This is a genomic window from Klebsiella pneumoniae complex sp. WS1778 (assembly GCF_049472055.1).
Taxonomy (GTDB): domain Bacteria; phylum Pseudomonadota; class Gammaproteobacteria; order Enterobacterales; family Enterobacteriaceae; genus Klebsiella; species Klebsiella quasipneumoniae.
In genome coordinates this window covers 88,940-108,247 of the sequence record NZ_JBKGTJ010000007.1, presented here as the reverse complement: position 1 = coordinate 108,247, position 19,308 = coordinate 88,940, and the positions used below count along the sequence as shown (strand labels likewise).

The following is a 19,308-nucleotide window of genomic DNA, read 5'->3' as shown; positions in this document are numbered from 1 at the left end:
AGAGGTGTTGATGGTGATACCACGAGCTTTTTCTTCCGGCGCGTTATCGATCTGGTCGAATGCGCGAGCGGAACCACCGTAGGTTTTAGCCAGAACGGTAGTGATGGCAGCAGTCAGGGTAGTTTTACCATGGTCAACGTGGCCGATAGTACCAACGTTGACGTGCGGTTTTGTACGTTCAAATTTTTCTTTAGACACGGCTATATTCCTTACTATAGTGCTCTCCCCTTCGGAGAGAGCACGGGACTTAGGTTTTAATCCTGTGGATTATTTACCACGGGCTTCAATAACGGCCTGAGCAACGTTGTTCGGCGCATCATCATACTTCAGGAATTCCATGGTGTATGATGCACGACCTTTGGTCAGAGAACGCAGCTGAGTTGCATAACCGAACATTTCGGACAGCGGTACTTCAGCGTGGATCTTAACGCCGGTTACTTCGGATTCCTGACCGCGCAGCATACCGCGACGACGGCTCAAGTCACCGATAACGTCACCAGTGTTCTCTTCCGGAGTTTCTACTTCAACCTTCATGATCGGCTCAAGCAGAACTGGTTTTGCTTTCTTAAAGCCTTCTTTAAAGGCAATAGACGCAGCCAGTTTAAACGCCAGCTCAGAGGAGTCAACGTCGTGGTAAGAACCGAAGTGCAGACGGATACCCATATCAACTACCGGGTAACCTGCCAGCGGACCAGCTTTCAGCTGTTCCTGGATGCCTTTATCAACGGCCGGGATGTATTCGCCAGGAATTACACCACCTTTGATGTCGTTGATGAACTCGTAACCTTTCGGGTTAGAGCCCGGCTCCAGCGGGTACATGTCGATCACAACGTGACCGTACTGACCACGACCACCAGACTGCTTGGCGTGTTTACCTTCGATATCGGTAACTTTCGCGCGAATCGCTTCACGGTAAGCAACCTGAGGTTTACCGACGTTCGCTTCAACGTTGAATTCACGCTTCATACGGTCAACGATGATGTCGAGGTGCAGCTCACCCATACCGGCGATAATGGTCTGGTTAGACTCTTCGTCAGTCCATACGCGGAAAGACGGGTCTTCTTTAGCCAGACGACCCAGAGCCAGACCCATTTTTTCCTGGTCAGCTTTGGTTTTCGGCTCAACGGCGATGGAGATTACCGGCTCAGGGAATTCCATACGCTCCAGAATGATCGGCGCATCCGGGTCACACAGGGTGTCACCAGTGGTTACGTCTTTCAGACCGATTGCAGCAGCGATGTCGCCCGCGCGAACTTCTTTGATCTCTTCACGTTTGTTAGCGTGCATCTGTACGATACGACCGAAACGCTCACGTGCAGCTTTCACGGAGTTCAGTACGGTATCACCAGAGTTAACCACACCGGAGTACACGCGGAAGAAGGTCAGGTTGCCCACGAACGGGTCGGTAGCGATTTTGAACGCCAGTGCAGAGAACGGCTCGTCGTCGCTTGCGTGACGCTCAGCCGGAGTATCTTTACCGTCGTCCAGGATGCCGTTGATCGCCGGAACGTCAACCGGGGATGGCAGGTAGTCAACTACCGCATCCAGCATCGCCTGAACACCTTTGTTCTTGAACGCAGAACCACAGGTTACCAGGATGATTTCGTTGTTCAGAACGCGCTGACGCAGAGCTTTTTTGATCTCTTCTTCAGTCAGTTCTTCACCACCCAGGTATTTTTCCATCAGCTCTTCAGAAGCTTCAGCTGCGGACTCGATCAGGTTCTGGTGCCATTCGTCAGCCAGGTCCTGCATGTCAGCCGGGATATCTTCGTATTCGAAGGTTACGCCCTGGTCTGCATCGTTCCAGTTGATGGCTTTCATTTTCACCAGGTCAACAACGCCGGTGAAACCTTCTTCAGCACCAATTGCCAGCTGCAGCGGAACCGGGTTCGCGCCCAGACGGGTTTTGATCTGACCAACAACTTTCAGGAAGTTAGCGCCCATGCGGTCCATTTTGTTAACGAACGCGATGCGCGGAACTTTATATTTGTTTGCCTGACGCCATACGGTTTCAGACTGCGGCTGAACACCACCAACTGCGCAGTAAACCATTACCGCACCATCAAGAACACGCATGGAACGTTCTACTTCGATAGTGAAGTCAACGTGCCCCGGGGTGTCGATGATGTTTACACGGTGCGGTTCATACTGCTTAGCCATACCAGACCAGAATGCAGTAGTCGCAGCGGAAGTGATGGTGATACCACGTTCCTGCTCCTGCTCCATCCAGTCCATGGTAGCGGCGCCGTCATGAACTTCACCGATTTTGTGGTTTACACCGGTGTAGAACAGAATACGTTCGGTAGTAGTGGTTTTACCGGCGTCGATGTGCGCACTGATACCGATGTTACGGTAGCGTGCGATGGGTGTTGTACGAGCCATTTGATTCCTCGTTTATTTCTTTAGGCGTTCAGTTAAGTTATCCAGAGCGGGCGACTCATCTGAAGCGCCCGCCTGGTGACTATGACTCCGAAGGGATTACCAACGGTAGTGAGCGAACGCCTTGTTGGCTTCGGCCATACGGTGAACGTCTTCACGTTTCTTAACTGCAGTACCTTTGTTGTCTGCAGCATCAGTGAGTTCGTTCGCCAGGCGCAGAGCCATGGATTTATCACCGCGTTTACGAGCAGCTTCAACGATCCAACGCATTGCCAGGGCATTACGACGGACCGGACGAACTTCAACTGGAACCTGATAAGTAGAACCACCTACGCGGCGGGACTTAACTTCGACAGTCGGGCGCACGTTTTCGAGCGCAACTTCGAAGGCTTCCAGTTCAGATTTACCAGAACGCTGAGCCAGGGTCTCCAGCGCGCTGTATACGATAGTTTCTGCAGTAGATTTTTTACCATCTACCATCAGGATATTGACAAATTTAGCCAGCAGTTCTGATCCGAACTTCGGATCCGGCAGAATTTTACGCTGACCAATGACGCGACGACGTGGCATGGAAATACTCCGTTGTTAATTCAGGATTGTCCAAAACTCTAAGAGTTTAGTATGACATTAAGATAAATCAGTTTGGCCTTACTTAACGGAGAACCATTAAGCCTTAGGACGCTTCACGCCGTACTTGGAGCGAGCCTGCTTACGGTCTTTAACGCCGGAGCAGTCAAGCGCACCACGAACGGTGTGGTAACGAACACCCGGAAGGTCTTTAACACGACCGCCACGGATCAGGATCACGGAGTGCTCCTGCAGGTTGTGACCTTCACCACCGATGTAGGAGGTGACTTCGAAACCGTTAGTCAGACGCACACGGCAAACTTTACGCAGTGCGGAGTTCGGTTTCTTAGGAGTGGTGGTATATACGCGAGTACATACGCCACGTTTCTGCGGGCAGGCTTCCAGCGCTGGCACGTTGCTCTTTGCAACTTTGCGCGCGCGTGGTTTGCGTACCAGCTGGTTAATTGTTGCCATTAAATAGCTCCTGGTTTTAGCTTTTGCTTCGTAAACACGTAATAAATCGCCTCATATATTATGAGGACGCAGAATTTTAGGGCGGTGCCGAAAAGGTGTCAAGAAATATACAACGATCCCGCCATCACCAGGCCAACTGACCGGCATGTTTGACTGTGAGTCTGACGAAATCAGTATAGCTAACCCTGCCGACACTGTCCGCAATTTGACCAGTTAGCCCGCGGGCGTCAACGTCGTCTTGCAGCACGTAAAGGGTTATGGGGGCGGATTGCAGGATCTCAAGGAAGCGGCCGCCGGCGATAGCCGCCGCGACGCCATCAGACAGCAGTAACAGATCGTCACCTTGCTCCATCAAGCGAAGCATTGCTGCGATATCGGCATGCCAGGGAGAAACACTGAGCGTATGGAGCATGGGGGCCTCAGAAACGCAAAATCACATCAAATTCATGCAGACGGGCGCGCAGGGCATCCGGCGCCAGGCATTCGGCATCCACCACCCACGGGGTCGCAGGATCCAGGCCGCGCTCTCGCGCCGACTCGGCGCACAGCCAGCACTGGTCGATATCGTATAGCGACAGCAGTTTAAAGGTGGCGATGTAGTCGCGGGCCAGCACAGCACCAGGCCGCTGGGCGGGCAACAGCTGAAACACGCCGTCGCCTACGAAAAACACGCCAATCTCGTCGGTGAGGGCGGAGGTGGCTAATAAGGCATCGAGGCCTTCCCTGCCGGCGGCGCTGCCGTGCGGTGCGGAAGAAAAAACGAAAGCCACACGTTTCATCAGAACTGTACCATCCGATCGCAAGTGAGCGCCGCTTCGGCCAGCGCGCCAAGTCCGCTTAACGTAAAACCCGGCTGCAGATTATGGCCAGGCAGAGCGAGCTGTTGCGCTTCGCGTTCGTCCGTTACGCCACGACGCAGGGCGGCCGCCACGCAGATATGCAGCGCGACGCCGTGCTCATCGTGGAGGGATTGCCACCCGCGCACCAGATCGAACTCATCGCTGGCGGGCGCCGTCAACTGGTTAGCGTTAAGCACGCCTTCGCGATAGAAAAAAACGCACGCCAGCTCATGGCCTTCCTGCAGCACGGCCTGAGCAAATTGCCAGGCGCTGCTCGCCTGCTGCGTGCCATAGGCAGGTCCGGTCACCGTGAGGGCAAAACGCATTACTTATCCAGCCCCTGGAAATCACCGCTTTTGAACTGGCGAATATAGAGGTAGACGGTGTGCTTGGAGATATTCAGACGATCGGCCACCTGGTTAATGGCGTCTTTAATATCGAAGATCCCTTTCTCGTAGAGATTCAGCACGATTTGACGGTTTTTAGCATTGTTCGACACGCTGCGATCGGCATTCACCTCTTCGATGGTGAATTCCAGAGTCTGGGCGACCAGATCGTCAACCGAGGAAGCAAAGTTCACCGGCGAGTTAACCTCAGGCGTTTCTGGTGGAATAAAGGTGCTCATGATCTGCGAAAACGGCACATCCAGATTCATGTTGATGCACAACAGACCAATCACCCGGTGATCGCGGTTGCGGATGGCAATCGTCACCGACTTCATCAGGACGCCGCTTTTGGCGCGGGTAAAGTAGCATTTGGAAACGCTGCTATCGGCGCCCGTCATATCGTGCAGCATGCGCAGCGCAAGATCGGTAATCGGTGAACCGATTTGGCGGCCGGTATGTTCACCATTGGCGATACGGATGGCAGAGCATTTCAGATCCTGCAAAGAATGCAGCACGATTTCACAGTGCGAACCGATGAGCATCGCCAACCCGTCCACCACCGCTTCATAAGATTTAAGAATATCGAAATCGGTCTGGTCAAAGGGACGTTGATCCAGCAGGTCAAGCTCGCTGGTTTCGTTGGTTAAAAGCGACCTGGACATGAAAAAAAGCACTCCTTTTCAGGAGCCTGTCGTTATTGTCAGGGCAGGCTCATCATCATTATTAAGCTATCTAAAGTAATACAGCGCCTGAGGATCTTTCCAGTTTTAATTATATCTGCGCGCAATAAAAAAGCCGCCGCCTCTGACGAGACGGCGGCCTGAACCCGATTACTTCTTAGCGTCAGCTTTCGCGTCTGCGGCTTTCGCATCGCCAGCGGCTTCCGGCTGAGCATCTGCTTTCGGCGCCGGTTTGATATCCAGCAGCTCTACATCAAAGACCAGCGTGGAGTTGGCCGGGATCCCCGGGACGCCGGTTTTGCCGTAGGCCAGATCTGGCGGAATGACCAGCTTGATTTTGCCGCCTTTCTTGATGTTCTTCAGGCCTTCAGTCCAGCCCGGGATCACCCCGTCGAGACGGAAAGAGAGCGGCTCGCCGCGGGTATAAGAGTTATCAAACTCTTTGCCGTCGATCAGCGTACCTTTGTAGTTAACCACCACGGTGTCGCTGTCTTTAGGCGCATCGCCAGTGCCTTCTTTCTCGACTTTATACAGCAGGCCAGTCTTCGACGTTTTCACGCCCTTCTCTTTGGCAAAGCTGTCACGGAAAGCTTTACCTTTGGTTTCGTTCTCAGTAGCGTCTTTTTCCATTTTCTGCTGAGCTGCGGTCTTCACGCGCGTTTCAAAGGCCTGCAGAGTCTGTTCGATCTCCTGGTCGGACAGTTTGCTCTTATCGGCAAACGCGTCCTGTACGCCGGCGATCAGCTGGGCTTTATCCAGCTTAATGCCGAGTTTTTCTTGTTCTTTCAGGGAGTTTTCCATGTAACGCCCCAGGGACGCGCCCAGCGCATAGGCTGATTTCTGATCGTCATTTTTAAATGCCGATTTACTCTCAGCCACCGGGGCTGCTTTCGCCGCGGTATCTGCAGCAAAGGTCAGCGGTGCATTCAGGGCGACGGCCATTGTGGTCGCCAGCAGCGTTACTTTAAACAGTGATTTCATCCATTTCTCCAGGGCCGGGGCCTCTCACCCCAGGGTTATCGTAAAAAGCAAAAAACGTACTATAGAACGTCGCCGTTAAAATCTACATACGGACGTTCCTGAATATCGCCTCTTTTAGGACTATTTTTGTATGAATAAGTTTCCTGTAGGACGCAGCGATGCTGCGCGCCGGGGGAAACTTAAGTAGAATCCGCCCGCAGGATCAGACTAAAGAGGTTACCCATGCACGATAGCACATTAGAAACGCGCCTTGCGGAGCTGGAAAGCCGGCTGGCGTTTCAGGAAATCACCATCGAAGACCTCAACAAAACCGTGACCGCCCACGAGATCGAGATGGCGAAGATGCGGGAGCATATGCGTCTGATGATCGAGAAGCTGAAGGCGACCCAACCCTCCCATATCGCCTCCCAGGCCGAAGAGACGCCACCGCCGCACTATTGAGGCGTAAAAAAAGCGGGTTTCCCCGCTTTTTGTCGTCTTCGTGCCGAGGCGCAAAGATTAGTGGCAGCCGCAGCCACCGTGGCCGCCGCAGCCGCCTTTACCATGGTCGTGGCCATGATCGTGGTCGTGACCGTGACCGCCGCAGCAGCCATCGTGACCATGATCGTGGTCGTGATCGTGACCATGCGCGCCGTGCACGTGACCGTGCTCCAGCTCTTCAGCGGTCGCTTCGCGGATGGCGACAACTTCCACATTGAATTTCAGGTTCTGGCCTGCCAGCATGTGGTTACCATCAACCACAACGTGGTCGTCTTCAACTTCAGTGATTTCTACTGGTACCGGCCCCTGATCGGTTTCCGCCAGGAAGCGCATGCCAACCTGCAGTTCATCAACGCCCATGAAGACGTCTTTCGGTACACGCTGCACCAGGTTTTCGTCATACTGACCGTAAGCGTCATTAGCGCCGACGGCTACGTCAAATTTGTCGCCCACTTCGTGGCCATCCAGCGCGTTTTCCAGGCCGGAAATCAGGGAGCCGTGACCGTGCAGGTAATCCAGCGGCGCGCTTACCGGAGACTCATCAACCAACACACCGTCTTCTGTACGTACCTGATAGGCCAGGCTGACCACCAGGTCTTTTGCTACTTTCATGATATCTCCTGAGATGGGAAGAATAGTGGCGCAGATTGTAGCGGAATTCTGCTGCCGTGTACCCTTTAGCTTAAAAAAAGCCGACGGATAACGCTAGTCGGGATGAAAAATGCCAATCACCTGCTCCTCTTTGCGTACATGCTCACGGGCCTCTTTATCCGCCTCACGCATCTGATGACCGCACTTAACGCATTCAACAACATCGACATTATTCTCACGCCACATCGCCAGTGAATCCTGCGCCTGGCACGCCGGACATTTCGCCCCGGCAATAAAACGTTTACGCACTGCCATATGATTTACCTTTATTCAAACTCGTCCCAGCCGTCCAGCTGCCGGCTCTCTTTCTGCATTTCGCGCTGAAAAATCTCTTCCAGTTCGCGCCGGGCTTCCCGCACGCGTGATATCTGTACCGTATCAGTATGCACCGGCATTAACTCACGCAGCATTCGCATATCGAGGCGTCGGAAGTGCAGCTGCGCGCGCTGGGCCTGGTGAGGATGCATCCCCAGGGTAATGAGGGCTTTACGCCCCAGCTCAAGCGCACTGGAGAAAGTCTCACGAGAAAACTGCGTCACGCCGGCCTGCAGCAGCTCATGCGCCTCGACGCGCCCGCGAGCGCGGGCCAGGATGTGCAGATGTGGAAAGTGTTGTTGACACATCTCCACCAGCCGCATGGTGTCTTCCGGCTCATTACAGGTAATGACGATCGACTGCGCCTCCTCCGCCCCTGCCGAGCGCAGCAGCTCCAGCTGGGTAGCGTCGCCAAAATAGACTTTATAGCCATAGTTGCGCATCAGATTTACCGCGCTGATGTCTCGCTCCAGCACCGTAATACGCATCTTATTAGCCATCAGCAGGCGACCGATGACCTGGCCGAAACGGCCAAAGCCAACAATAATCACCTGCGGTTTATCATCCTCTACCCACGGCGCCTCATCGGTATCCTCCGCTGGATTCAGGCGTCGCGACAGTATCTTATCGATCCCTTTCATCAGCAGCGGCGTGGTCATCATCGACAAGGTGACGGCCACCAGCAGCAGCGCCATCTGGTCGTGCTGGAACAACCGCTGCGAGGCGGGCAGCGAAAAGAGGACAAACGCGAACTCGCCGCCCTGGCTTAATACGCCCGCAAACTGCATACGTTCGGAACTCCGCAGGCCATAGAGACGGGCCACCAGATAAAGCACCAGCATTTTTACCGCCACCAGCACCGCCACGCTCACCGCCACCCACAGCAGATGGGTGTACAGCACGCCAAGGTTCAGCGCCATACCGACGGAGATAAAGAACAGCCCAAGCAGCAGCCCCTTGAACGGATCGATGGCGATCTCCAGTTCATGGCGATACTCGCTTTCCGCCAGCAGCACGCCGGCGATAAAGGTACCCAGCGCCATCGACAGCCCCAGCGCCTCCATAAACAGGGCGGATCCGAGGACCAGCAGCAGCGTGGCGGCAGTGAACACTTCCCTGACCCCGGAGCTGGCGATAAAGCGGAATACCGGCCGCAGCAGATAGCGACCGCCAATCAGCATCCCGGCAAACGCCAGGACCTTCATGCCGACTGTCAGCCAGTTCACATGCTCATCCGCGGAACCAGCCAGCAGAGGCACCAGCGCCAGCGCCGGGATCACCGCCAGATCCTGAAACAGCAGGACCGAAAAGCCTAACTGCCCTGATTCGCTGCGGCTCATTCCCTTCTCGCGCATCAGCTGCAGTGCCATCGCGGTAGAGGACATCGCCAGGCCAATCCCGCCGACCACCGCCGCCTGCCATGAAAACCCTGTCGTCATCAACAGACCGCCGAGGATCGCCGCGCTGAGCATCACTTGCGCCGCGCCAACGCCGAAGATGGAGCTTCGCAGCCGCCATAGCTTGGCGGGATTGAGCTCCAGGCCGATGATAAACATCAGAAACACCACGCCGAGTTCAGAGAAATGGAGAATTTCATCCACATCGCTGATAAATCCGAGCCCCCACGGACCAATGGCGATCCCGGCCAGCAGATAGCCCAGCACCGCGCCAATCCCCAGTCTTGAAGCCAGAGGGACGGCGATGACGGCCGCGAACAAAAACAGCACCCCCGCCAGCAGCAGATCAAATCCCGCCATGGACACCTCCGGCGGCAAGGGGGTTGGCCAGCCAGTCCCGATAGGCCAGGGCGCGGCTGCGCAGCTCCTCTGGCTGCTGCCGCCGGGCCCAGTAGACAATGATGGGGCTCATCCAGTGCATACGGCACATACCGGCGGTCAGTTCAAAAGGACGCAGAATATCGTTCATCGGATAGCGATTTGCATCGCGACGGTAAGCGCTCTCTGGTTCGCCGGTGGTGATCACGCTGCGCCAGTACTTTCCCGCCAGTTCGTTCCCTCCGGCGCCGCTGGCGAAGCCGCGGCTTAAGACACGATCCAGCCATTCTTTGAGCAGCGCAGGACAGCTCCAGGTATATAAAGGATGCTGGAAAACAATCACCTCATGCTGGCGCAGCAGGTCCTGTTCGTGAGCAATATCGATAAAAAAATCCGGATAGTGCGCGTAGAGATCGTGCACGGTGACGTTCGGCAACTGTAAGGCGGGTTGTAATAAAACCCGGTTGGCCACGGAATCCTGAGATTCTGGGTGGGCATACAGCAGCAACACTTTCGCTGTCTGAGACATCATTCCCCTCCCGTAGGTCTTCTGGCGGCCTGCACAGCCCCGGCTTTTTGACACAGCCAGAATGACTTTGTGTATCGTCTTCGTTTTGGGCTACCATGGCGGCCCGGTGAAGCGATTCGCTTCCAAACTACATTATCATAATGACAAATTAACATAGTCTGAACATACGGCGCCTTATGATTGTTTTCTCCTCGTTACAAATTCGTCGCGGCGTACGCGTCCTGCTGGACAACGCCACCGCTACCATCAACCCTGGCCAGAAGGTCGGTCTGGTGGGGAAAAACGGCTGCGGGAAATCGACGCTGCTATCGCTTTTGAAAAACGAGATAAGCGCTGACGGCGGCAGTATGACCTTTCCCGGCAACTGGCAGCTGGCCTGGGTGAATCAGGAAACCCCGGCCCTGCCGCAGCCGGCAATCGATTATGTCATTGACGGCGATCGTGAATATCGCCAGCTGGAAGCCGCGCTCCAGCAGGCTAACGAGCGCAACGACGGCCATGCCATCGCCACCGTCCACGGCAAGCTGGACGCCATCGACGCCTGGACCATCCGCTCCCGCGCCGCCAGCCTGCTGCACGGCCTGGGTTTTAGCAATGAACAGCTTGAGCGGCCGGTCAGCGATTTTTCCGGCGGCTGGCGTATGCGCCTTAACCTCGCGCAGGCGCTGATCTGCCGCTCCGATCTGCTGCTGCTCGATGAACCGACTAACCACCTCGACCTTGATGCGGTGATCTGGCTGGAGAAGTGGCTGAAGGGCTACACGGGGACGCTGATTCTGATCTCCCACGATCGCGATTTCCTCGATCCTATCGTCGACAAAATTATCCACATCGAACAGCAGACGATGTTTGAGTACACCGGCAACTACAGTTCGTTTGAAGTGCAGCGCGCCACCCGGCTCGCTCAGCAGCAGGCGATGTACGAAAGCCAGCAGCAGCGTGTCGCGCATCTGCAAAGCTATATCGATCGCTTCCGCGCCAAAGCCACCAAAGCCAAGCAGGCGCAGAGCCGTATTAAAATGCTGGAGCGGATGGAGCTCATCGCCCCGGCGCACGTGGATAACCCGTTCCACTTCAGCTTCCGCCAGCCGGAGAGCCTGCCTAACCCGCTGCTGAAGATGGAGAAAGTCAGCGCCGGCTATGGCGAGCGTATTATCCTCGACTCCATCAAGCTCAATCTGGTGCCGGGGTCGCGTATCGGCCTGCTGGGCCGCAACGGCGCCGGGAAATCGACGCTGATTAAGCTCCTGGCTGGCGAACTCCAGCCCGTAAGCGGGGAGATCGGCCTCGCCAAAGGCATCAAGCTCGGCTACTTCGCCCAGCATCAGCTGGAGTTTCTGCGCGCCGATGAGTCGCCGCTGCAGCACCTGGCGCGCCTGGCGCCGCAGGAGCTGGAGCAGAAGCTGCGCGATTATCTGGGCGGCTTTGGTTTCCAGGGCGATAAGGTCAGCGAAGAGACCCGCCGCTTCTCTGGTGGAGAAAAGGCGCGTCTGGTGCTGGCCCTGATCGTCTGGCAGCGCCCTAACCTGCTGCTGCTCGACGAACCGACCAACCATCTCGACCTCGATATGCGTCAGGCTTTAACCGAAGCGCTGATCGACTTTGAAGGGGCGCTGGTGGTCGTATCGCACGATCGCCACCTAATCCGCTCCACCACCGACGATCTGTACCTTGTCCACGATGGCAAAGTCGAACCGTTCGACGGCGATCTGGAAGATTATCAGCAGTGGCTCAGCGACTCGCAAAAACAGGAGTCCCAGAGCGGCGACGCGCCAAAAGAGAGCGGCAACAGCGCGCAAGCGCGCAAAGACCAGAAGCGTCGGGAAGCGGAGCTACGCAGCCAGACCCAACCGCTGCGCAAAGAGATCGCCCGTCTGGAAAAAGAGATGGATAAGCTCAACGCGCAGCTGGCCAGTGCAGAAGAGAAACTTGGCGACAGCGAACTCTACGACGCCTCGCGTAAAGCAGAACTGACTGAATGCCTGCAGCAGCAGGCCAGCGCGAAATCCGGGCTGGAGGAGTGCGAAATGGCCTGGCTGGAGGCACAGGAGCAGCTGGAGCGCATGCTTCAGGAAGGCTAATCGCCGCGTCATCATTCTGCCTGCGCCTACTACGGCGCGGGCAGAGTGTATTTCTGCCCGCCCTCGCGGTCTGGCCATCAGTGACATCAATGGTTTGTTGTGGTGTAACCTGGCCTCACTGGCCACAAGACCACATATTGGCTAACTCCTGCGCGCCCTGCGCGGTATAGTCATCATCACGTTTATTAATTATTCTGGTGCTATGGTTGAAATCATCCCCACAGACATGACGCCCCCCGAAAACGATTCGCGTGAGTTCCATCCCATGCGCGGCGTGGGCAATCGTCATCTGCAAACCATGCTGCCGCGGCTGATCCGCCGTAAATTGCGCTTTACCCCGCACTGGCAGCGCCTTGAGCTGCCAGACGGCGATTTTGTCGATCTCGCCTGGAGCGAAGACCCGCACCAGGCGTGCCACAAGCCGCGCCTCGTCGTCTTTCATGGTCTGGAAGGGAGTCTGCACAGCCCGTATGCCCATGGACTGATCCACGCGGCGATGCAGCGCGGCTGGCTTGGCGTAGTCATGCATTTTCGCGGCTGCAGCGGCGAACCTAACCGCAATCACCGCATCTATCACTCCGGCGAAACGGAAGATGGCACCTGGTTTCTGCACTGGCTGCAGCGCGAGTTTGGCCCCGCGCCGACCGCCGCCGTCGGCTATTCGCTGGGCGGCAATATGCTGGGCTGCCTGCTGGCAGAAGAAGGCGACCGCTGCCCGCTGGATGCGGCGGTGATCGTCTCCGCGCCTTTCATGCTGGAAGCCTGCAGCTATCATATGGATAAGGGCTTCTCGCGGGTTTATCAGCGCTACCTGCTCAATCTGTTAAAAGCCAACGCCTCACGCAAGCTGAAAGCGTATCCTGGCTCGCTGCCCGTCGATTTACGTCAGCTCAAAGGGATGCGCCGCATCCGGGAATTTGACGATATGATCACCGCCAAAATCCATGGCTTTGCCGATGCGCTGGATTACTACCGGCAATGCAGCGCCATGCCGCGGCTCAGCGATATCACTAAGCCGACGCTCATCATTCACGCGAAAGACGATCCGTTTATGGACCACCATTCCATTCCCCCGCAGGAACAACTGCCGGCGAACGTCGAGTATCAATTGACTGAACAAGGCGGCCACGTTGGCTTCGTCGGCGGCACCCTGCGTAAACCGGAGATGTGGCTGGAAAGACGCATTCCCGACTGGTTAAACCGCTGGCTGGAGGTTCCCGTATGATTATTCCCTGGCAGGATCTGGATCCCGAAACGCTGGATAACCTGATTGAAAGCTTTGTGTTACGTGAAGGCACCGATTATGGTGAACATGAACGTTCACTTGCCGATAAAGTCGCCGATGTAAAACAGCAGCTGAAACGCGGAGAGGCAGTCCTCGTGTGGTCGGAACTGCATGAGACGGTCAATATTATGCCGCGCGCCCTGTTTAACGGCTAAGGCGACGCCACTACATCGTTTAACCAGGGAGTTGTTATGTCTGCCAAACATCCGGTGATCGCCGTCACAGGCTCCAGCGGCGCGGGCACTACCACCACCAGCCTCGCCTTTCGCAAAATCTTCGCGCAGCTAAATCTGCACGCTGCGGAGGTGGAAGGCGACAGCTTTCATCGCTACACCCGCCCGGAAATGGACATGGCGATCCGCAAAGCGCGGGATCAGGGCAAACATATCAGCTACTTTGGCCCGGAGGCGAACGACTTCGGTCTGCTGGAACAGACCTTTGTCGACTATGGCCGCCATGGCAAAGGTCAGTCGCGTAAATACCTCCACACCTATGACGAAGCCGTGCCGTGGAATCAGGTGCCGGGAACCTTCACCCCGTGGCAGCCGCTGCCGGAGCCGACGGACGTGCTGTTCTATGAGGGGCTGCACGGCGGGGTTGTCACGCCGCAGCATGATGTCGCCAGCCATGTCGACCTGCTGGTCGGGGTCGTGCCTATCGTTAATCTCGAGTGGATACAGAAACTCATTCGCGACACCAGCGAGCGCGGCCACTCCCGGGAGGCGGTGATGGACTCCGTCGTCCGATCGATGGAAGATTACATCAACTTCATCACCCCGCAGTTTTCCCGCACCCACATCAACTTTCAGCGCGTGCCGACGGTGGACACCTCCAACCCGTTTGCCGCGAAAGCGATCCCCTCTCTGGACGAGAGCTTTGTGGTGATCCATTTCCGCAATCTGCAGAACATCGACTTCCCCTGGCTGCTGGCGATGCTACAGGGCTCGTTTATCTCGCACATGAACACTCTGGTGGTGCCGGGCGGTAAAATGGGGCTGGCGATGGAGCTTATTATGGCGCCGCTGGTCGAACGCCTGATGGAAGGCCGCAAGATCGGCTAACAGAAGAAACCCCGGCCAGGCCGGGGTTAAGAAAATTCACAACAGCAGGCGAAGACTACGCCTCGATCACTTCATAGGAATGGGTGATCTTCACCGCTTTTTCCAGCATCAGCGCCACCGAGCAGTATTTCTCTGCCGACAGATCCACCGCACGGGAGACCGCGGCATCTTTCAGCGCCTTACCGGTGACGATAAAGTGCAGATTAATATGCGTGAACAGGCGCGGCGCCTCTTCCCGGCGTTCAGAGGTCAGCTTCACTTCGCAGTTAGTCACCTCATGGCGACCTTTTTGCAAAATGGAGACCACATCGATCGCACTGCAACCGCCCGCCGCCATCAGCACCATTTCCATCGGACTGGGCGCCTTATCCCCGGAGTTGCCATCCATCAGAATCTGGTGTCCTGACGCGGACTCCCCGATAAAGGTTAACCCTTCAACCCATTTCACACGCGCTTGCATAAAATTTAACTCCAGTATCGCAATATTCTTGTCAGATTACGCGCACATAACAATTCTCGCAACGGAAGGCGACCTGCGTCATGCTGAAGCGAGACACCAGGAGACATGCGGCGAAAGCTATGCTAAAACAGTCTGGATGCTACAGTAATACATTGATGTACTGCATGTATGCAGAGGAGTTCACATTACGGGCTGTCGAAAAATCATCAGCCAGCTTCCCAGGTATAGGGAAACAATACGATTGCATGCCCGGACGCCGTGTAGTGTCGGCGCCCGGAGATAGCTTATAACAGAGGATAACCGCGCATGGTGCTTGGCAAACCGCAAACAGACCCTACCCTTGAATGGTTCTTGTCTCATTGCCACATTCATAAGTACCCATCAAAGAGCACGCTGATCCACCAGGGTGAGAAAGCAGAAACGCTGTACTACATCGTTAAAGGCTCCGTGGCTGTACTCATCAAGGATGAAGAAGGTAAAGAGATGATCCTCTCCTACCTCAACCAGGGCGATTTCATCGGTGAATTAGGCCTGTTTGAAGAGGGTCAGGAGCGTAGCGCCTGGGTACGGGCGAAAACCGCATGTGAAGTGGCCGAAATCTCTTATAAGAAATTCCGTCAGCTGATCCAGGTGAACCCGGACATTCTGATGCGTCTCTCTTCGCAAATGGCTCGCCGTCTGCAGGTGACGTCTGAGAAAGTGGGCAACCTCGCCTTCCTCGACGTGACGGGCCGTATCGCCCAGACGCTGCTGAACCTGGCGAAGCAACCCGATGCCATGACCCACCCGGACGGTATGCAAATTAAAATTACCCGTCAGGAAATTGGTCAGATCGTCGGCTGCTCTCGTGAAACCGTTGGCCGTATTTTGAAAATGCTGGAAGATCAGAACCTGATTTCCGCCCACGGTAAAACTATCGTCGTCTACGGTACCCGTTAAGTTGCTAAGCGGCGTATTGCTCCTGCAGTACGCCGTTTTTGTTTTTCCCTCATGTGGCGCAGGCTGATTTACCACCCGGAAGTTAACTATGCACTGCGGCAAACGCTGGTGCTGTGTCTGCCTGTGGCCATCGGTCTTCTGCTCGGCCATCTCCAGCAGGGCCTCCTGTTCTCCTTAGTCCCCGCCTGCTGCAACATCGCCGGCCTCGACACCCCGCATAAGCGCTTTTTTAAACGTCTGATTATCGGCGGCTGTTTGTTTGCCGGATGCAGCCTGGTGGTGCAGCTGCTGCTCGCCCAGGCGATTCCCCTGCCGCTTATTCTCAGCGGCCTGGCGCTATTGCTCGGCGTCACCGCGGAGATCAGTTCGCTGCACGCGCGCCTGCTGCCCGCGTCGCTGATCGCCGCCATTTTTACCCTCAGCCTGGCGGGCAATATGCCCATCTGGGAGCCGCTGCTGATCTACGCCTTCGGCACGCTATGGTACGGCGTGTTTAACTGGTTCTGGTTCTGGCTGTGGCGTGAACAGCCGCTGCGGGAGTCACTCAGTCTGCTCTACCGGGAACTGGCCAATTATTGCGAAGCCAAATATAGCCTGTTGACCCAGCATACCGATCCCTCGACCGCCCTGCCGCCGCTGCTCATCCGCCAGCAGAAGGTGGTCGATTTAATCACCCAGTGCTATCAGCAGATGCATATGCTGGCCGCCAACCAACGTAACGACCACAAACGTCTTCTGCGGGCGTTCCAGATGGGGCTGGATCTACAGGAGCATATTTCGGTCAGCCTGCATCAGCCGGAAGAGGTGCAAAAACTGGTAGAACGCAGCCATGCCGAAGCGGTGATCCGCTGGAACGCGCAGACCGTCGCCGCCCGTCTGCGGGTGCTGGCGGATGACATGCTCTATCATCGCTTTCCGCAGCGCTTCCAGATGGATAAACAGATCGGCGCCCTGGAAAAGATCGCCCGCCAGCATCCGGACAACCCGGTCGGCCACTTCTGCGCCTGGCACTTCAGCCGCATCGCCCGGGTGCTGCATACCCAGCGCCCGCTGTATGCCCGGGATCTGATGGCTGACAAAGAGCGTCGTTTACCGCTGTTTCCCGCGCTAAAAAACTATCTGTCGCTGAAATCGCCCGCGCTGCGCAATGCCGCCCGCATCAGCGTGATGCTGAGCATCGCCAGCCTGATGGGCAACGCCCTGCATTTGCCGAAGCCCTACTGGATCCTGATGACGGTGCTCTTTGTTACCCAGAATGGCTATGGCGCCACGCGGGTTCGTATTGTCCACCGGGCGGCGGGGACGCTCGCCGGCCTGATCATAGCCGGGCTGACCTTGCACTTTCACGTTCCGGAGAGCTACACCCTGAGCGGGATGCTGCTGATCACACTGCTCAGCTATCTGATTATCCGCAAACACTATGGCTGGGCGATGGTGGGCTTTACGGTGACGGCGGTATATACCCTGCAGCTGCTGACGCTCAACGGCGAACAGTTTATTATCGCCCGGCTGATCGACACGCTGATCGGCTGCCTGATCGCCTTCGGCGGGATGGTCTGGCTGTGGCCGCAGTGGCAGAGCGGCCTGCTGAAAAAAAACGCCCACGATGCGCTGGAGGCCGACCAGCAGGCGATTCGCCTGATCCTCAGCCCCGATCCCAAAGCGCCCGCGCTGGCCTATCAACGTATGCGCGTTAATCAGGCGCACAACGCGCTCTACAACTCCCTGAATCAGGCGATGCAGGAGCCGGGGTTCAATACCCACTACCTGGAAGATATGAAGCTATGGGTGACGCACAGCCAGTTTATCGTCGAACATATCAACGCCATGACCACCCTGGCCCGGGAGCATACGATGCTCACCCCGGATCTTGCCCAGCGCTATCTCGAATCCTGTGAGATTGCCCTGCAGCGCTGTCAGCAGCGGCTGGACAGCGATGGCCCCGGCAGCACAGGGGATGTCAATATTATGGAGTCACCGGAAAGCGAGGTGCCGATCGGTCCGTTAAGCACCCTGGAGCAGCATCTGCAACGCATTCTGGGCCATCTGAACACCATGCACACTATCTCGTCTGTAGCATGGCGTCAGCGGCCGCATCATGGCATCTGGCTACGGAAGATCAGCCGTTAATCACCTTTGCCACTGCCTGGGCAAAGCGCGCCATCCCCTCGGCGATATCCTGCTCTTCGATGATCAGCGAGGGAACAAAACGCATCACATCCGGCCCGGCGTTAAGCACCATGACGCCGGCTTCCGCAGCGGCATAGAGAAAATCGCGCGCGCGGCCCTTGTGCTGCGGCTTAAGTTCGGCGCCAATCAGCAGGCCCATCCCGCGAATATCACTGAACAGATCAAACTCGGCATCCAGCTGCTGCAGGTGTTTGACGAACAGTTCGCGTTTCGCGTTCACGCCATCCAGCACCGCCGGAGTATTGATCAGATCGAAAGCGGCGTTGGCGACCGCGCAGGCCAGCGGGTTGCCGCCATAGGTTGACCCATGGGAACCGGCATGGAAGGCGCTGGCGATCTCGTGGGTGGTCAACATGGCGCTGACCGGGAAACCGCCGCCTAGCGCTTTCGCGCTGGTGAGAATATCCGGGGTTACGCCATAGTGCATATAGGCGAACAGCGATCCGGTACGCCCCATACCACACTGCACTTCATCAAAGACTAACAGCGCCTGGTGCTGATCGCACAGTTCGCGCAGCCCCTGCAGGAACGCCGGCGTTGCTGCCGTCACGCCGCCCTCGCCCTGAATCGGCTCCACCACCACCGCGCAGGTGTGGTCATCCATCACCGCTTTTACCGCCTGCAGGTCGTTGAAGGGAACATGGACAATATCCGCCGGTTTAGGGCCGAAACCATCGGAGTACTTCGGCTGCCCACCGACCGAGACGGTAAACAGAGAGCGGCCATGAAAGGCATTATGGAAGGCGATGATTTTAGTTTTATATGGGCTATGGCGGGTCACCGCATAGTGACGCGCCAGCTTAAAGGCTGTTTCATTGGCTTCGGTACCGGAGTTCATAAACACCACTCGCTCGGCGAAGGTGGCATCGACAAGCTTACGTCCCAGGCGCAGCGCTGGCTCATTGGTAAAGACGTTGCTGGTATGCCACAGCGTTTCGCCCTGCTCGTGAAGCGCCGCCACCAGCGCTGGGTGGCAATGGCCCAGCGCCGTCACCGCGATACCGCCGGCGAAATCAATATACTCTTTGCCCTGCTGATCCCAGACGCGGCTGCCTTTCCCCTTTACCGGGATGAATTCTGCAGGTGCATAAATTGGCAAAATAACTTCATCGAATGTGGCGCGGGTGATTGCCGGTTGTTCAGTTGCCATGTCTTGCCCATCCCTCTTCGTTATGCAGATATGATTATGATAATATAATCACAAAATATGCATAAAAAGTCAGTCAATGGCAACCG

At 56.3% G+C, this 19,308-nt stretch carries 22 protein-coding genes; 7 read left to right on the top strand and 15 right to left on the bottom strand.

Going from position 1 to position 19,308, the window contains the following annotated elements:
- The 9 genes from ACLEXF_RS23165 to fkpA form a co-directional block, all read right to left on the bottom strand.
- On the bottom strand, positions 1 to 198 hold a 198-nt coding region (locus ACLEXF_RS23165), incomplete at its 3' end, for a GTP-binding protein (RefSeq protein WP_032440645.1).
- Between the two features lie 69 nt (positions 199 to 267).
- A complete protein-coding gene (gene fusA, locus ACLEXF_RS23160) occupies positions 268 to 2,382 on the bottom strand; it encodes an elongation factor G (protein ID WP_004202222.1) in 2,115 nt (704 codons plus the stop codon).
- A gap of 96 nt (positions 2,383 to 2,478) precedes the next feature.
- Positions 2,479 to 2,949 carry a 30S ribosomal protein S7 gene (rpsG, locus tag ACLEXF_RS23155; protein ID WP_002920113.1) on the bottom strand — a complete coding sequence of 157 codons (471 nt, stop codon included), beginning with the start codon at positions 2,947 to 2,949 and terminating at the stop codon, positions 2,479 to 2,481.
- A 96-nt stretch (positions 2,950 to 3,045) separates the two neighbouring features.
- Complete coding sequence (gene rpsL, locus ACLEXF_RS23150; protein WP_002920115.1) at positions 3,046 to 3,420, bottom strand: 30S ribosomal protein S12; 375 nt, start codon at positions 3,418 to 3,420, stop codon at positions 3,046 to 3,048.
- Positions 3,421 to 3,544: 124 nt separating this feature from the next.
- Positions 3,545 to 3,832 (bottom strand): sulfurtransferase complex subunit TusB, encoded by a 288-nt coding sequence (tusB, locus tag ACLEXF_RS23145; protein WP_004202221.1) that lies wholly within the window; start codon positions 3,830 to 3,832, stop codon positions 3,545 to 3,547.
- A gap of 7 nt (positions 3,833 to 3,839) precedes the next feature.
- Positions 3,840 to 4,199 (bottom strand): sulfurtransferase complex subunit TusC, encoded by a 360-nt coding sequence (gene tusC / locus ACLEXF_RS23140; protein ID WP_004202220.1) that lies wholly within the window; start codon positions 4,197 to 4,199, stop codon positions 3,840 to 3,842.
- On the bottom strand, positions 4,199 to 4,585 hold the full coding sequence (gene tusD / locus ACLEXF_RS23135; protein WP_002920128.1) for a sulfurtransferase complex subunit TusD: 387 nt from the start codon (positions 4,583 to 4,585) through the stop codon (positions 4,199 to 4,201). The genes tusC and tusD overlap by 1 nt, the downstream gene beginning before the upstream one ends.
- Positions 4,585 to 5,307: a helix-turn-helix transcriptional regulator gene (locus ACLEXF_RS23130; RefSeq protein WP_002920130.1), complete on the bottom strand. Its 723-nt coding sequence runs from the start codon at positions 5,305 to 5,307 to the stop codon at positions 4,585 to 4,587. Before ACLEXF_RS23130 ends, tusD begins: the two co-directional genes overlap by 1 nt.
- Before the next feature lie 168 nt (positions 5,308 to 5,475).
- On the bottom strand, positions 5,476 to 6,306 hold the full coding sequence (fkpA, locus tag ACLEXF_RS23125) for an FKBP-type peptidyl-prolyl cis-trans isomerase (protein ID WP_407259572.1): 831 nt from the start codon (positions 6,304 to 6,306) through the stop codon (positions 5,476 to 5,478).
- A 222-nt stretch (positions 6,307 to 6,528) separates the two neighbouring features.
- Here fkpA and ACLEXF_RS23120 point away from each other — a divergent pair, with 222 nt between their 5' ends.
- A complete protein-coding gene (locus ACLEXF_RS23120) occupies positions 6,529 to 6,747 on the top strand; it encodes a protein SlyX (protein ID WP_002920136.1) in 219 nt (72 codons plus the stop codon).
- Positions 6,748 to 6,804: 57 nt separating this feature from the next.
- Here the strand turns inward: ACLEXF_RS23120 and slyD are convergent, their stop codons facing one another.
- From slyD to kefG, 4 genes are all read right to left on the bottom strand, one after another.
- On the bottom strand, positions 6,805 to 7,398 hold the full coding sequence (slyD, locus tag ACLEXF_RS23115; protein WP_004202213.1) for a peptidylprolyl isomerase: 594 nt from the start codon (positions 7,396 to 7,398) through the stop codon (positions 6,805 to 6,807).
- Positions 7,399 to 7,491: 93 nt separating this feature from the next.
- Complete coding sequence (locus ACLEXF_RS23110) at positions 7,492 to 7,692, bottom strand: YheV family putative zinc ribbon protein (protein ID WP_002920143.1); 201 nt, start codon at positions 7,690 to 7,692, stop codon at positions 7,492 to 7,494.
- Between the two features lie 11 nt (positions 7,693 to 7,703).
- Complete coding sequence (gene kefB / locus ACLEXF_RS23105) at positions 7,704 to 9,509, bottom strand: glutathione-regulated potassium-efflux system protein KefB (RefSeq protein WP_407259571.1); 1,806 nt, start codon at positions 9,507 to 9,509, stop codon at positions 7,704 to 7,706.
- Entirely contained in the window at positions 9,496 to 10,059 is a 564-nt protein-coding gene (kefG, locus tag ACLEXF_RS23100) for a glutathione-regulated potassium-efflux system ancillary protein KefG (RefSeq protein WP_004202208.1), read from the bottom strand. The genes kefB and kefG overlap by 14 nt, the downstream gene beginning before the upstream one ends.
- Before the next feature lie 173 nt (positions 10,060 to 10,232).
- Here kefG and ACLEXF_RS23095 point away from each other — a divergent pair, with 173 nt between their 5' ends.
- The 4 genes from ACLEXF_RS23095 (at position 10,233) to ACLEXF_RS23080 (ending at position 14,483) form a co-directional block, all read left to right on the top strand.
- A complete protein-coding gene (locus tag ACLEXF_RS23095) occupies positions 10,233 to 12,137 on the top strand; it encodes an ABC transporter ATP-binding protein (RefSeq protein WP_017899944.1) in 1,905 nt (634 codons plus the stop codon).
- A gap of 226 nt (positions 12,138 to 12,363) precedes the next feature.
- On the top strand, positions 12,364 to 13,362 hold the full coding sequence (locus ACLEXF_RS23090) for a hydrolase (RefSeq protein WP_072140368.1): 999 nt from the start codon (positions 12,364 to 12,366) through the stop codon (positions 13,360 to 13,362).
- Positions 13,359 to 13,577, top strand: coding sequence for a YheU family protein (locus ACLEXF_RS23085; RefSeq protein WP_002920151.1), 219 nt, complete (start codon positions 13,359 to 13,361; stop codon positions 13,575 to 13,577). Before ACLEXF_RS23090 ends, ACLEXF_RS23085 begins: the two co-directional genes overlap by 4 nt.
- Before the next feature lie 36 nt (positions 13,578 to 13,613).
- Positions 13,614 to 14,483 carry a phosphoribulokinase gene (locus ACLEXF_RS23080; RefSeq protein WP_004202201.1) on the top strand — a complete coding sequence of 290 codons (870 nt, stop codon included), beginning with the start codon at positions 13,614 to 13,616 and terminating at the stop codon, positions 14,481 to 14,483.
- Positions 14,484 to 14,538: 55 nt separating this feature from the next.
- On the opposite strand, the gene ACLEXF_RS23075 is transcribed toward ACLEXF_RS23080, so the two are convergent.
- Positions 14,539 to 14,943 carry an OsmC family protein gene (locus ACLEXF_RS23075; protein ID WP_004202200.1) on the bottom strand — a complete coding sequence of 135 codons (405 nt, stop codon included), beginning with the start codon at positions 14,941 to 14,943 and terminating at the stop codon, positions 14,539 to 14,541.
- Positions 14,944 to 15,249: 306 nt separating this feature from the next.
- Here ACLEXF_RS23075 and crp point away from each other — a divergent pair, with 306 nt between their 5' ends.
- Both crp and ACLEXF_RS23065 read left to right on the top strand, forming a co-directional pair.
- Entirely contained in the window at positions 15,250 to 15,882 is a 633-nt protein-coding gene (crp, locus tag ACLEXF_RS23070; protein ID WP_000242758.1) for a cAMP-activated global transcriptional regulator CRP, read from the top strand.
- A 51-nt stretch (positions 15,883 to 15,933) separates the two neighbouring features.
- Positions 15,934 to 18,012: a YccS/YhfK family putative transporter gene (locus ACLEXF_RS23065; RefSeq protein WP_032456678.1), complete on the top strand. Its 2,079-nt coding sequence runs from the start codon at positions 15,934 to 15,936 to the stop codon at positions 18,010 to 18,012.
- On the opposite strand, the gene argD is transcribed toward ACLEXF_RS23065, so the two are convergent.
- Positions 18,002 to 19,222 (bottom strand): bifunctional acetylornithine/succinyldiaminopimelate transaminase, encoded by a 1,221-nt coding sequence (gene argD, locus ACLEXF_RS23060; protein ID WP_004202198.1) that lies wholly within the window; start codon positions 19,220 to 19,222, stop codon positions 18,002 to 18,004. The two genes, ACLEXF_RS23065 and argD, sit on opposite strands and share 11 nt — an antisense overlap.
- Positions 19,223 to 19,308: the final 86 nt, after the last annotated feature.

Coding starts and splice junctions, on each gene's coding strand:
- fusA (WP_004202222.1), bottom strand. CDS start 2,382: ATGGCTCGTACAACACCCATCGCACGCTACCGTAACATCGGTATCAGT.
- rpsG (WP_002920113.1), bottom strand. CDS start 2,949: ATGCCACGTCGTCGCGTCATTGGTCAGCGTAAAATTCTGCCGGATCCG.
- rpsL (WP_002920115.1), bottom strand. CDS start 3,420: ATGGCAACAATTAACCAGCTGGTACGCAAACCACGCGCGCGCAAAGTT.
- tusB (WP_004202221.1), bottom strand. CDS start 3,832: ATGCTCCATACGCTCAGTGTTTCTCCCTGGCATGCCGATATCGCAGCA.
- tusC (WP_004202220.1), bottom strand. CDS start 4,199: ATGAAACGTGTGGCTTTCGTTTTTTCTTCCGCACCGCACGGCAGCGCC.
- tusD (WP_002920128.1), bottom strand. CDS start 4,585: ATGCGTTTTGCCCTCACGGTGACCGGACCTGCCTATGGCACGCAGCAG.
- ACLEXF_RS23130 (WP_002920130.1), bottom strand. CDS start 5,307: ATGTCCAGGTCGCTTTTAACCAACGAAACCAGCGAGCTTGACCTGCTG.
- fkpA (WP_407259572.1), bottom strand. CDS start 6,306: ATGAAATCACTGTTTAAAGTAACGCTGCTGGCGACCACAATGGCCGTC.
- ACLEXF_RS23120 (WP_002920136.1), top strand. CDS start 6,529: ATGCACGATAGCACATTAGAAACGCGCCTTGCGGAGCTGGAAAGCCGG.
- slyD (WP_004202213.1), bottom strand. CDS start 7,398: ATGAAAGTAGCAAAAGACCTGGTGGTCAGCCTGGCCTATCAGGTACGT.
- ACLEXF_RS23110 (WP_002920143.1), bottom strand. CDS start 7,692: ATGGCAGTGCGTAAACGTTTTATTGCCGGGGCGAAATGTCCGGCGTGC.
- kefB (WP_407259571.1), bottom strand. CDS start 9,509: ATGGCGGGATTTGATCTGCTGCTGGCGGGGGTGCTGTTTTTGTTCGCG.
- kefG (WP_004202208.1), bottom strand. CDS start 10,059: ATGATGTCTCAGACAGCGAAAGTGTTGCTGCTGTATGCCCACCCAGAA.
- ACLEXF_RS23095 (WP_017899944.1), top strand. CDS start 10,233: ATGATTGTTTTCTCCTCGTTACAAATTCGTCGCGGCGTACGCGTCCTG.
- ACLEXF_RS23090 (WP_072140368.1), top strand. CDS start 12,364: ATGACGCCCCCCGAAAACGATTCGCGTGAGTTCCATCCCATGCGCGGC.
- ACLEXF_RS23085 (WP_002920151.1), top strand. CDS start 13,359: ATGATTATTCCCTGGCAGGATCTGGATCCCGAAACGCTGGATAACCTG.
- ACLEXF_RS23080 (WP_004202201.1), top strand. CDS start 13,614: ATGTCTGCCAAACATCCGGTGATCGCCGTCACAGGCTCCAGCGGCGCG.
- ACLEXF_RS23075 (WP_004202200.1), bottom strand. CDS start 14,943: ATGCAAGCGCGTGTGAAATGGGTTGAAGGGTTAACCTTTATCGGGGAG.
- crp (WP_000242758.1), top strand. CDS start 15,250: ATGGTGCTTGGCAAACCGCAAACAGACCCTACCCTTGAATGGTTCTTG.
- ACLEXF_RS23065 (WP_032456678.1), top strand. CDS start 15,934: ATGTGGCGCAGGCTGATTTACCACCCGGAAGTTAACTATGCACTGCGG.
- argD (WP_004202198.1), bottom strand. CDS start 19,222: ATGGCAACTGAACAACCGGCAATCACCCGCGCCACATTCGATGAAGTT.